This is a genomic window from Nonomuraea deserti (genome assembly GCF_004348685.1).
GTDB classification, from domain to species: Bacteria; Actinomycetota; Actinomycetes; order Streptosporangiales; family Streptosporangiaceae; genus Nonomuraea; species Nonomuraea deserti.
On record NZ_SMKO01000263.1, the window covers coordinates 1 to 11,641 of the forward strand.

The 11,641-nt window shown below is 70.9% G+C and carries 11 protein-coding genes; 8 read left to right on the forward strand and 3 right to left on the reverse strand.

The window, feature by feature from the left end:
• The 7 genes from E1292_RS46355 to E1292_RS46385 form a co-directional block, all read left to right on the forward strand.
• A partial coding sequence (locus E1292_RS46355) for a flavin-containing monooxygenase (protein ID WP_369334352.1) occupies positions 1-644 on the forward strand: 644 nt, incomplete at its 5' end.
• Between the two features lie 77 nt (positions 645-721).
• Positions 722-1,750: a dipeptidase gene (locus E1292_RS46360; protein ID WP_132606176.1), complete on the forward strand. Its 1,029-nt coding sequence runs from the start codon at positions 722-724 to the stop codon at positions 1,748-1,750.
• Positions 1,747-2,808 carry a M20 family metallopeptidase gene (locus tag E1292_RS46365; RefSeq protein ID WP_132606177.1) on the forward strand — a complete coding sequence of 354 codons (1,062 nt, stop codon included), beginning with the start codon at positions 1,747-1,749 and terminating at the stop codon, positions 2,806-2,808. The genes E1292_RS46360 and E1292_RS46365 overlap by 4 nt, the downstream gene beginning before the upstream one ends.
• Positions 2,809-2,910: 102 nt before the next feature.
• Positions 2,911-3,723 (forward strand): GNAT family N-acetyltransferase, encoded by an 813-nt coding sequence (locus E1292_RS46370; protein ID WP_132606178.1) that lies wholly within the window; start codon positions 2,911-2,913, stop codon positions 3,721-3,723.
• A gap of 34 nt (positions 3,724-3,757) precedes the next feature.
• Entirely contained in the window at positions 3,758-5,191 is a 1,434-nt protein-coding gene (locus E1292_RS46375) for an Nramp family divalent metal transporter (protein ID WP_132606179.1), read from the forward strand.
• Positions 5,192-5,265: 74 nt separating this feature from the next.
• Positions 5,266-6,225: a helix-turn-helix transcriptional regulator gene (locus E1292_RS46380; RefSeq protein WP_132606180.1), complete on the forward strand. Its 960-nt coding sequence runs from the start codon at positions 5,266-5,268 to the stop codon at positions 6,223-6,225.
• A gap of 45 nt (positions 6,226-6,270) precedes the next feature.
• Complete coding sequence (locus E1292_RS46385; RefSeq protein ID WP_220447400.1) at positions 6,271-7,389, forward strand: C45 family autoproteolytic acyltransferase/hydrolase; 1,119 nt, start codon at positions 6,271-6,273, stop codon at positions 7,387-7,389.
• Here the strand turns inward: E1292_RS46385 and E1292_RS46390 are convergent.
• From E1292_RS46390 to E1292_RS46400, 3 genes are read right to left on the reverse strand one after another with little or no spacing between them, the layout of a single operon-like run.
• On the reverse strand, positions 7,350-8,858 hold the full coding sequence (locus E1292_RS46390) for an AMP-binding protein (RefSeq protein WP_246090850.1): 1,509 nt from the start codon (positions 8,856-8,858) through the stop codon (positions 7,350-7,352). The genes E1292_RS46385 and E1292_RS46390 overlap by 40 nt on opposite strands.
• Positions 8,858-9,886, reverse strand: coding sequence for an acyl-CoA dehydrogenase family protein (locus E1292_RS46395; RefSeq protein WP_132606181.1), 1,029 nt, complete (start codon positions 9,884-9,886; stop codon positions 8,858-8,860). Before E1292_RS46395 ends, E1292_RS46390 begins: the two co-directional genes overlap by 1 nt.
• The gene (locus E1292_RS46400; protein ID WP_132606182.1) at positions 9,883-11,058 is read right to left on the reverse strand and encodes an acyl-CoA dehydrogenase family protein; all 1,176 of its coding nucleotides are present in this window, start codon (positions 11,056-11,058) and stop codon (positions 9,883-9,885) included. Before E1292_RS46400 ends, E1292_RS46395 begins: the two co-directional genes overlap by 4 nt.
• 158 nt (positions 11,059-11,216) lie before the next feature.
• On the opposite strand from E1292_RS46400, the gene E1292_RS56360 reads away from it, so the two are divergent.
• Complete coding sequence (locus E1292_RS56360; protein ID WP_132606183.1) at positions 11,217-11,639, forward strand: hypothetical protein; 423 nt, start codon at positions 11,217-11,219, stop codon at positions 11,637-11,639.
• Positions 11,640-11,641: the final 2 nt, after the last annotated feature.

Here is an 11,641-nt window from a genome sequence, read left to right on the forward strand (position 1 = left end):
CCGCCCACCCGCCCGGCTGCAAGCGGGTGATCATCGACAGCTCCTTCTATCCGGCGCTGACCAGGCCGAACGTCGACGTGGTGACGGACAGGATCATCCGGGTCACGCCGAAGGGCGTCGAGACCGCCGAGGGCCCGCGCGCGGCCGACACCATCGTCTACGCCACCGGCTTCAGAAGCACCGAGTTCCTCGCGCCGATGGAGATCCATGGGCGCGGCGGGCGCTCGCTGGAGGAGCAGTGGAAGGACGGCGCCGAAGCGTATTTAGGCATCTCCGTGCCGAACTTCCCGAACATGTTTCTCCTGTACGGCCCCAACACCAACCTCGGGCACAACTCCATCGTCTTCATGCTCGAATGCCAGGTCGACCACATCATGGCGTGCCTGGCGCACCTCCAGGTGAACGGCCCGATCGAGGTGCGGCCCGAGGCGATGGCCGCCTGGCGCGGGCGGCTCGACGCGGCGATGGAGCGGATGGTGTGGGGCGGCGGCTGCCAGAGCTGGTACAAAACCGCCGAAGGCCGCGTCACGAACAACTGGCCCGGCCCCACGACGCTCTACCGCAAGCTGACGGCCAGACCGCCGATCCCCGCCTACCGGCCCGCCGGATCACCCTCAGGGGCCGTACGGACTGTGGATCCCTAGCCCGGCCGCTCCGACCTCGGCTCCGTTCCGGCTCAGGCGCGTTGGAGCGGCCCGGTCCGCACGATAACGTCCGAGACATGACGTCTTCCCTGCACCAGCGCGCTGTCGTGGCCGACACCCACAACGACCTGCTCATGGCCGTCACGGCCCGGCCACCCGAGCAGTGGGCGGCCTTCTTCCGCGAGCGGTGGCTGCCGCAGCTGGTCGAGGGCGGCGTCAACCTGCAGGTCCTGCCGGTGTTCATCGAGGACGACTTCCGCCCTGAGGGCGCGCTGCGCCAGACGCTGCGGATGATCGAGTGCGCCCACGTGCTGGCCGAGGGCAACCAGCACCATGTACGGATATGTCGTGCCGCTGACGAGATCGACCGGGCGCTCGACGACGGCAAGATCGCCCTCGTGCTCGCGCTGGAGAGCATGCCCGGCCTCGACGCCGACGTCGAGCTGATCTCGACCATGCACCGCCTGGGCGTGCGGGTGGCCTCGATCGCGCACTTCGGCCGCACGCCCCTGGCCGACGGCAGCGGCGAGGACGCCACCGGCAGCGGGCTGACCTCCCACGGCGTAGCCGCCCTGCGGGAGATGGAGCGGCTCGGCATGGTCTTCGACGTCTCCCACCTCGGGGCCTCCGGCGTCGCGCACGTGCTGGAGCTGGCCACGAAGCCCCTGCTGGCCACCCATTCCTCCGCCCGCGCCCTGCGCGACCACCACCGCAACCTCACCGACGACCAGCTCCGCGGTGTGGCCGCCACCGGCGGCGTGATCTGCGTCAACTTCTTCGCGCCCTTCCTGGCGGAACGCCCCGAGGACATGACGCTCGACCGCCTGCTCGACCACATCGAGCACATCGTGGCGGTCGCCGGCGTCGACCACGTCGGCCTCGGCCCTGACTTCGTCCACGAGGTCATGTCCGACCTGACGCGGCCGTGCTGCGACGGCGTCAACCACCGCGGCGTCGACCCGAAGTCAGCGATCCCCGGCCTGGAGGGGCCGTCGGGGCTGCCCATGGTCACCGAGGGCCTGCTCGCCCGCGGCCTGCCGGAGAAGGACGTCATGAAGATCATCGGTGGCAACGTGCACCGTTTCCTCGGGGAGCTGCTGGCATGATCGAGGACCTCGAGGAGCTCGTCCTGTGCGAGTCGTTCTCCAGCGACCTGGCCGCCGTCGCCCGCAGCGCCGAGGTCGTGGCCGCCATGGGGACCCGCCACCTCGGCGCCGAGCCGGAGTTCCTGGTGATCGACGGCGTCACACACCTGCGCTGGACGTTCGGCACGCCCAAGGCGTTGCTCCTGGGCCACCACGACACCGTCTGGCCGATCGGCTCGCTCGCCACCCACCCGTGGTCGGTGGTGGACGGCGTGGCACGCGGGCCCGGGGTGTTCGACATGAAGGCGGGTCTGGTGCAGACGTTCCACGCGCTGGCCGGGCTCGGCTCGCTCGACGGCGTCACGCTGTTGGTCACCGGGGACGAGGAGGTCGGCTCGCTCACCTCGTCCCGGCTGATCGAGGACACCGCGCGCGGCCTGGCCGCCACCTTCGTCATGGAGGCCAGCGCCGACGGCGGGGCGCTGAAGACCGCCCGTAAGGGCACCTCCCTCTACACCGTGCACGTGCACGGCAGGGCGGCGCACGCCGGCCTGGAGCCGGAGAAGGGGGCGAACGCCGGGATCGAGCTCGCCCACCAGATCCTGACCGTCGCCGGCCTGGGCGCGGGCGCCACCACGGTCACGCCGACGGTGCTGTCCGGTGGCACGTCGCTCAACACCGTCCCGGCGGAGGCCACCGTCGGGGTGGACGTACGGGTGGCCGAGGTCGCCGAGCAGGAGCGGATCGACGCCGCCGTCCGGGCGCTCACGCCGGTCGTGCCCGGCACCCGCCTGGAGATCCTCGGCGGGCCCAACCGGCCCCCGCTCGAAAGCACGATGTCGGCCTCGCTCTACGCCCTGGCCCAGAAGCTGGCGACGGACCTCGGGGTGGGCCCGCTGAGCTCGGCGTCGGTGGGCGGCGCCTCCGACGGCAACTTCACGGCGGGGGTGGGCTGTCCCACGCTCGACGGGCTGGGCGCGGTGGGCGGCGGGGCGCACGCCGACCACGAGCACGTCGTCGTCGCCGAGATGCCCCGGCGTGCCGCGCTGCTGCGGGCGCTGATCGAGGCGGTTCGCTAGCCGGGAGCCCGCCCGCCCGGAGCTCCGCGCTCGCACGCCTTGCCGACCGGCGATGGACCCCCGGCTTGCCGCGGTGCCGGGGCGTCGTGGCTGAATGGGGAGGTGACCGGACACGGCGAAGCGACGACGAGGACCGGCGTGGTGATCAGGGAGCTGCGCGAGGTCCGGGAGTTCGAGCAGGTCTACGCGCTCTTCGACGGCATCTGGCACCCCGCGCCGCGCAACGTGCCCATGACCGTGGAGCTGATGATCGGCTTCGCGCACACCGGCAACTACGTGGCCGGGGCGTTCGAGGGAGAGCGGCTGGTGGGCGCCTCCGTGGGGTTCCGCGGAGGCGGACGGTCGCTGCACTCGCACGTGACCGGCGCCGCCGTGACGGGCCGGGGCATCGGGTACGCGCTCAAGACCCACCAGCGGGAATGGTGCAGGAAGAACGGCCTCGACACGATCACGTGGACGTTCGATCCGCTCGTACGGCGAAATGCGCGCTTCAACCTGGTCAAGCTAGGCGCGCTACCTGAAAAGTATTTGCCCGACTTTTACGGAGAAATGTCCGACGCCATCAACGAGGGGGACGCCTCCGACCGCGTGCTGGCCGTCTGGCGCGTACGGGAATCGGGGGGCGCCTCTCCCGCGCCCGGCTTCAAGAACCGCCCCGTGCTGCTGGAGGCGGGCGACGACGGGTGGCCCGTCGTCAGGAGCGCCGAGGGGGACGTCGTTCTGGTGGGCACCCCACCCGACATCGAGCGGTTGCGACGGGCGGATCCGGCGGCGGCTCGGGCCTGGCGGGCGGCCATGCGCGAGGTGCTCGGCGGGCTGATGGAGTCCGGCGGGCATGTCGTGGCATTGACCAATCATGGAAAGTACGTGGTGACGGATCGCCGGCTATTCCACCGGGGTTTCGCCGCTCTGTAATGTGGCGGGTAAGCACGCCGAAAAGGAGATCCGCATGGCGGAATTCACCCCCACCGTTCCTGCGCGAGTCCTACCTCCCGTCACCGTCCGCGACCTTCCCGAACCCCCTCGATCGACCTGGCGTTTCATCGGCCCGGGATTGGTCGGCGCCGGAGTCGGGCTGGCGTCGGGCGAGTTCATCCTCTGGCCGTACATCGCCTCCCAGGTCGGGCTCGTCTTCATCTGGGGCGCGGCCATCGGGATCATCACGCAGTGGTTCCTGAACATGGAGATCGAGCGCTACACCCTGGCCACCGGCGAGACCGCGCTGACCGGATTCAGCCGGATGTGGAAACACTGGGGCCTGGTCTTCGTGCTGATGACGCTCGGCTCGAACCTCTGGCCGGGCTGGGTCACCACGTCCGCGACCATGGTGACCTATCTGACCGGAGCCGGCGAGGGCGCCGTACGCTGGATCGCCATCGGCATGCTGCTCCTGATCGCCTTCGGGCTGACACTGGCCCCGGTGATCTACATCGCGCTCGAACGCGTGATCTTCGCGAAGGTCGCCCTGGTGGCGATCCTGATCGTGGTGGCCATCGTGGTCGCGATCACCGCCGACAGCTGGGTGCAGCTGGGCAGGGGCCTGACCGTCGGCGCCCAGTTCCCGGTGCCGCCGCTGGACTTCGCCGTCCTGATGGGCGCCATCGCCTACGCCGGCGCGGGCGGCGGCCAGAACCTGTGCCAGAGCAACTGGATCCGCGACAAGGGCTTCGGCATGGGCCTCTACGTGCCGCGCCTGGTCAGCCCGGTCACCGGGCAGGAGGAGGCGGCCGCGTCGACGGGCTTCCAGTTCGCGCCCACCAAGGAGAACCTCGCGCGGTGGCGCCAGTGGTGGCGCTTCGCCAACCTCGAGCAGGCGTGGACGTTCGGCCTCGTGACGTTCGTGACGATCGCGCTCATGTCGATGCTGGCCTACTCCACCGTGTTCGGCCAGCCCGGCCTGGAGAACAGCATCGAGTTCCTGCGCGTCGAGGGGCAGGTGCTGCAGGAGACCGTGGGCACCTGGTTCGGCGTGCTGTTCTGGGTGATCGGGGCGCTGGCCCTGTTCGCGGCGGCGATGGGGATCGTCGACTACACCTCTCGGTTGGCGTCCGACACGCTCAAGACCGTCTACCTGAGCAAGTCGTCCGTCTCGGTGAACAAGGTCTACTTCTTCACCGTCTGGGCCATCGCGCTGATCGGCATCGGCATCCTCCTGCTGGGTTTCGACCAGCCGCTCATCCTGCTCGTGTTCTCGGCCTGCTTCGCGGCCGTGATGATGTTCGTGTACTCGATCCTGCTGATCGTGCTCAACCGGCGGGCGCTGCCCGACGCCATCAAGGTCCGCTCCTACCGGCTGGGTGCGCTGATCTGGTCGGTCGCCTTCTTCGGCACGCTGACCGTGCTGGTCGTCATCCAGCAGGCGCAGACGCTCTTCGGCGGCTAGCGAGGTACAGGAGCGCGGGCGAGCTCGCACAAATGCGGAAGGTCTCCTTCCGCGATAGCGGGCACACTGGTCGCATGCTGGAAACCTCGGCGCGGCTGCTCAAGCTCCTGTCCCTGCTCCAAGCCCACAAGGAGTGGTCGGGCCCCGAGCTGTCCACCCGGCTCGGGGTCTCGACCAGAACGATCCGCAACGACGTCGAGCGCCTGCGCACGCTCGGCTACCCGGTGCACGCCACGCCCGGGGTGGCCGGCGGCTACCGGCTGGGCGCGGGGGCCGCGCTGCCGCCGCTGCTGCTCGACGACGACGAGGCCGTGGCCGTCGCGGTGGGGCTCGGCAGGGCGGCCGGCGGCGGCGTGGAAGGCATCGAGGAGAGCTCGGTGCGCGCCCTGGCCAAGCTGGAGCAGGTGCTGCCGTCCCGGCTGCGCCGCCGGGTCGGCACCCTCAACGCCTACACCGTGCAGATGCCCGGCGCCACTCAGGCGATGGTCTCCCCCGAGGTGCTCACCACGATCGCCGGCGCCGCCCGCGACCACGAGCGGCTGCGTTTCGACTACACCGGGCACGACGACTACTCCAGCGTGCGCGACGTGGAGCCGCACCGCCTGGTCCACCGGCGGGGCCGCTGGTACCTCGTGGCCTACGACGTCGAGCGGCAGGACTGGCGTACGTTCCGGGTCGACCGGATGCGCCCGCGCACGCCCGGCGGGCCCCGGTTCGCCCCGCGTGAGTTGCCGGAGGGCGGCGACGTGGCGGCGTACGTGGAGAAGGGCGTCAGCACGGCCATGTGGCGCTTCCGAGCGACGGTGCTGCTGCACGCCCCCGCCGAGCAGATCGAGGCCATGCGCCTGGGGCTGGAGGTCGAGCCGGTCGGCGAGGCGACCTGCCGGATCGAGCTGGGCAACGACGACCTCCACGGGATGGCGGTGTGGATCGGGTTCCTCGGGGTGGACTTCGAGGTGCTCGACCCGCCCGAGCTGGCCGAGCACGTGCTGCGGTTGTCCGAGCGCTACCGGCGGGCCGTCAGCGGGCGGTAAGGTCGCGGTCAGCCGGCAGTCAGAAGGTGCGGAGAGGCTGCCGCCATGAAGAACTTGACGCAGGTCGCGGGCGGCGCCGGCGACTTCCAGCTGGTCCGCCACCTCACCCTCGCAGGGAGCCAGTTCGAGATCGGCAGAGCCCTCACCGAGGAGGCCCGCAGGCTCGGCTGGTCCCCCACACCGGCCGCGCCGGAGGTCAACCGGGCCCGCAGGATCTGGTTCGAGCGGCACTGGCCGCAGCACAACGCCCGCATGGACGGCGCGGCGGCGGCCCTCGGCTTCGACCCCGACCAGGACGAGCTGGCCCTCGACGGCCTCAACGTGGTGCCGGCGGGCTCCGGCTGCTCGGCCCTGTGGGTGCCGCCGTCGGGGTCCGCCGACGGCCACGGCCGGGTGGGCCGCAACTACGACTTCTTCCGCTCCACCACCAGCGAGATCATGGGCTCGGCGCCGGAGCCCGGCGAGCTGCCCATGGCCTCGCGCCCCTACGTGATCACCACGATCCCCGACGAAGGGCTGTCCTCGACCGTCATCACCATGTCGGACCTCGACGGCTGCATGGACGCCATCAACTCGGCCGGGCTCGCGGTCATGCTGCTGATCGCCGACTTCGAGAGCGCCGAGCCGCCGGAGCACGTCTCGCCGCAGGTGGGGGTGGGCAGCGTGCAACTGCCCAGGTTCCTGGTCGACACCTGCGAGAACGCCGACCAGGCCAAGCAGGCGCTGCTGCTGGCCAAGCAGTACGACCACGGCACGCCCCTGCACTACCTGGTGGCCGACGCCCACGGGCAGGCGTTCGTGTGGGAGCGCGGCCTGGACGGCAGGGAGCACATCATCGAGTTCGGCGACGGGCCGCTCTGCGTCACCAACCACCTGCTGCACCGCAACCCCGACCCGATGAACCTACCCGGCGACACCGAGGCCAGCTTCGGCACGTACGGGCGGCTGCGCACGTTGTACGAGCGCAGCAAGGGCGCCACCCTGTCACCGCACGAGCTGCGCGAGAGCCTGCGGGCCGTCCGGCAGGCCGAGGATCCCGCCGTGCCGTTCCGCACGTTGTGGAGCACCGTCTTCGACACCGCGGACCGGACGCTGTCGGCCCGCTTCTACCTGGGCGACGGCCGCTACTCCGAGGAGCTGGTGTTCCCCGCCGCGGCGAGGTAGGCCTCGCGCACCTTCGACCGCGACAGCTTGCCCGTGGGGGTGCGCGGCAGCTCCGAACGGTATTCGATCACCTTCGGATGCTTGAACCTGGCGATGCGCGGCTCGCAGTGCGCCAGCAGCTCGGCGGTGAGCCCGGGGCCGGGGGTGACCCCGTCGGACGGCTGGACCAGGGCCACCACGCTGTGGCCCCACTCCTCGTCGGGCACCCCGATGACGGCCACGTCGGCCACCGCCGGATGGTCGAGCAGGGCGGCCTCGATCTCGGCGGGGTAGATGTTCACCCCGCCGGAGACGATCAGGTCGGTACGCCGGTCGCACAGGAACAGGTAGCCGTCGGCGTCCATGAACCCGATGTCGCCCGGCGCGTACCACTCCCCCAGCATGCTGGCGGCCGTCTTCGCCGGGTCCTTGCGGTATTCGAAGGAGCCCATGGCGGACTTGACGTGGACCAGGCCCGGCTCGCCCGGCGGCAGCTCCACTCCCTTGTCGTCGAAGATCTTGGCTTCGAACGTGGGCGCGGGCCTGCCCACGGTGCCCGGCCTGGCCAGCCAGTCGTGCGGTTTGACGGAGAAGGCGATCGTGGACTCGGTGGAGCCGTAGTACTCGTAGAGCACCGGCCCCCACCAGTCCATGATTTGCTGCTTGACCGCGACGGGGCAGGCGGCGGCGGTGTGGATGACCTGGCGCAGGCTCGACAGGTCGTAGCGGCGCCTGGTCTCCTCGGGCAGGCGCAGCATGCGGTGGAACATGGTGGGCACCATCATCGCGTTGGACACCCGGTGCCGGTCGATGAGCTCGAGGACGGTCTCGGGGTCGAACTTGGGCGCGATCACCACGGTGTGCCCGAGGTGCAGCGCGAACTGCGTGTGCGCGCACGGCGCGGAGTGGTACATCGGCGAGGTCACCAGATGCGTCTCCGCCCCCGGCCTGAGGTCGACGACCTCATCGAGGAACCACACGTACAACGGCACGATGGCCTCCGGCTCGGCGCCGGGCAGCGGCCGCTGCACGCCCTTGGGGACGCCGGTAGTGCCGGACGTGTACCACATCACCGCCCCGGCGGTCCGCTCCGCGGGCGCGCCGGTCGGCTGCCCTTCGGCCAGCCCCGCCGTGCCGATCTCCCCGCCGGGCACGGCGTGCGCGGGCCCGGTGACGACCACCTTGGCGTCGCAGTCGGCCAGGATGTACGCCACCTCGGACGCGGTCAGATGCCAGTTGATCGGTACGTAGTAGAGCCCGATCTGCCAGGTGGCCATGATCATCGCGACCTGGTCGATCCCGTTGGGCAGCACGCCCGCGACCACGTCGCCGGTGCGGAGGCCGCGGGCCCGCAGCCCGTGGGACACCTGGTTCACCAGGGCGAGCAGCTCGCCGTACGACGTGCGGGCGCCGTCGGCGTCGATCAGCGCCAGGCGGCCGGGGTCGGCGGCGGCGATGGTGTAGAAGCCGGGCATCGCGCTGACGTCCATCACAACTCCAGCAGGGCGGCGAGGCGGGCACGGTGGATGCGCGGGGGGCCCATCAGCACTTCGTCGGCCTTGGCCCGCTTGTAGAACAGGTGGGCGTCATGCTCCCAGGTATAGCCGATGCCGCCGTGCAGCAGCAGGTGGTCGCGGGCCACCTCGAAGCAGGCGCGGCCGACGTACGCCTGGGCGAGGGCGGCGGCCTCCGGCAGCTCGTCCGGCGACTCGTCGGCCGCCCAGGCGGCGTACCGGACGATGGACTCGGCCTGTTCGAGCTTGCCGTGCATGTCGGCGAGCTTGTGCTTGACCCCTTGGTAGGAGCCGATGTAGCGGCCGAAGGCGACGCGGACCTTGGCGTAGGCGACGATGGCGTCCAGGGCGGCCCTCATCACGCCCAGTTGCTCGGCCGCCAGCGCCACGCACAGCCGGTCGCCGATGTCCGGACGCGGCCCCAGCACCCGCGCCGGCGCGCCGTCCAGCTCCACGCGGGCCTGGCCGCGCGTGGGGTCGAGCGTCTCCAGCGGGGTCCTGGTCACGCCCGGCCCCGCCAGGTCGACGGCGACGAGGACCACGCCCTCTCCGCCCTGCGCGGGCGCCACCAGCACGCCGGCGTCCATGCCGCTGAGCACCTGGGCCAGCGTGCCGCGCACCGCCGAGCCGTCGTGCGCGAGGCCGGCGCCGCCGGCCGGCTCGGCGAGCGCCGCCTGGACGCGGCCTTCGGCGATGCCGGTCAGCAGCTCCTTGTCGCGCACCCGGGTCAGCGCGACGGTGGCGAAGGCCGTGGTCAGGAACGGCCCCGGCAGCAGGGCCGCGCCCGTCTCCTCCAGCACGACGGCCAGCTCGGTCATGCCGGCGCCCGCGCCGCCGTACTCCTCGGGGACGATCAGCCCGGACAGGCCGAGCTCGCCGTTGAGCCGGGCGTACACCTGCGGGTCGTAGCCCTCGCGGACCTTGGGCAGCGGGGACGCGGCGCGCAGGAAGGCGCGTACGGCCTCGCGCAGCTGCTGTTGCTCCTCGCTGAGTACGAGCTTCACGCCTGGGTCCCCACCTTCAGATCCTTGAACGGCACGGTCTTGTCCACGCGGGGCTCGGGCGGCAGGCCGAGCACGCGGTCGCCGACGATGTTGCGCATGATCTCGTTCGTGCCGCCGCCCAGCGCCATGCCCGGAGCCACGGAAATCGCCTGCGCCAGCGGGTGGCCGGCCAGCGCGGCCTCGGGGCCGACCAGCTGGGTGGCGAGGTCGGCCTGGAACATCGTCAGCTCGGCGAGCAGCAGCTTGGCCGCGCTGCCCCGCGCGCCGGGGAAGATGCCGGCCCTGGTCTCCTGGGCCAGCCGCTGGTTGAACAGGGCCAGCGCGCGGGTGCGGATGTGCAGCTCGACGAGCTGGTCGCGGACCAGCGGGTCGCCGGTGTCGACGGTCTGGCGCAGCGCCTCGACCGAGGCGGGGTGCTCGCGCCGGCCGCCCATGCCGACGCCCGCCGAGATCGACAGCCGCTCGTGCAGCAGCGTGGTGACGGCCACGCTCCAGCCGTCGTTGACCTCGCCCACGCGGTGCTCGTCGGGGATCGTCACGTCGTCGAAGAAGATCTCGTTGAAGTTGGCCCTGCCCGACATGTCCTGCAGCGGCCTGACCGTCACGCCCGGGTGGTGCATGTCGACCACGAACATGGTCAGGCCCTTGTGCTTGGGCACGTCGACGTCGGTGCGGGCCAGCAGCAGACCCCAGTCGGCGTGGTGGGCGACCGAGGTCCAGACCTTCTGGCCGTTGACGATCCACTGGTCGCCGCCGGCCTCGTCGCGCACCGCCCTGGTCTGCAGGCTGGCCACGTCGCTGCCGGCGCCGGGCTCGGAGAAGAGCTGGCACCAGATCTCCTCGCCGCGCAGCAGGGGCCGGACGAAGCGCTCGCGCTGCGCGTCGGTGCCCCGGTCGACCAGGGTCGGGCCTGTCATGCCGAGGCCGATCGAGAAGACGTAGGTGGGCAGGGCGTAGTCGCGTGCCTCCTCGGCGAACGCGCGCTCCTCCGCCTGGGTCAGCCCCTGGCCGCCCCACCGCTGCGGCCACGTGATGCCGGAGTAGCCGGCGTCGTAGAGTCTGGCCATGAAGTCCTTGGCCCGGGTGACCGCGTCCGTTTCATGAGAGTCGTCCGTCGGGGCGTTGTCCCGCAGCCACGCCCTGGCGGCACGCCGGTAGTCAGCGAGGTTCACATCGACTCCTTGGCATCAGTGTTCACTTACTCTAGCCAGGGCTCCGGAGCCCGTACAGAGCAATGCTCTGGACGTCCGAAACTCGAATTAGAGGCGGAGTCTCCGTAAATTAGAGTAGGAGGCACTTGGTGTGATCGCCTGACTACGGGGGGATAGGTGTGATCGCACTGCTGGGCCGTTCCCTACGCGCGCGGCTGGCACTGTTCGCCAGTGTCGCGATGGCCCTGCTCTGCCTGACGACCAGTTCCGCACTGCTGTGGATGGTCTACAACACGACCGTCGACATCCACACCCAGGACGCGGTCGCCACCACCCTGACGGTGGCCCACCTGGTCAAGGAGGCCGAACTGCCGCTGCTCGGCAATCTCGACGTACGGGGCGTCCAGGTCGTCGACCCGCGAGGGCGCGTGGTGTCCGCCACGTCCGACCTGACGGGCGGGCCGCGGCTGACCACCACGTTGCCTCCACCAGGCACCACCAACCGCGTCGTGCACGCCTGCGACCTGCCGCACCTCTCCGGCGGCTGCCACATCGTGGCGGTCTACCTGTCTCTTATACACACTGACGCTGCCGACGACTAGTC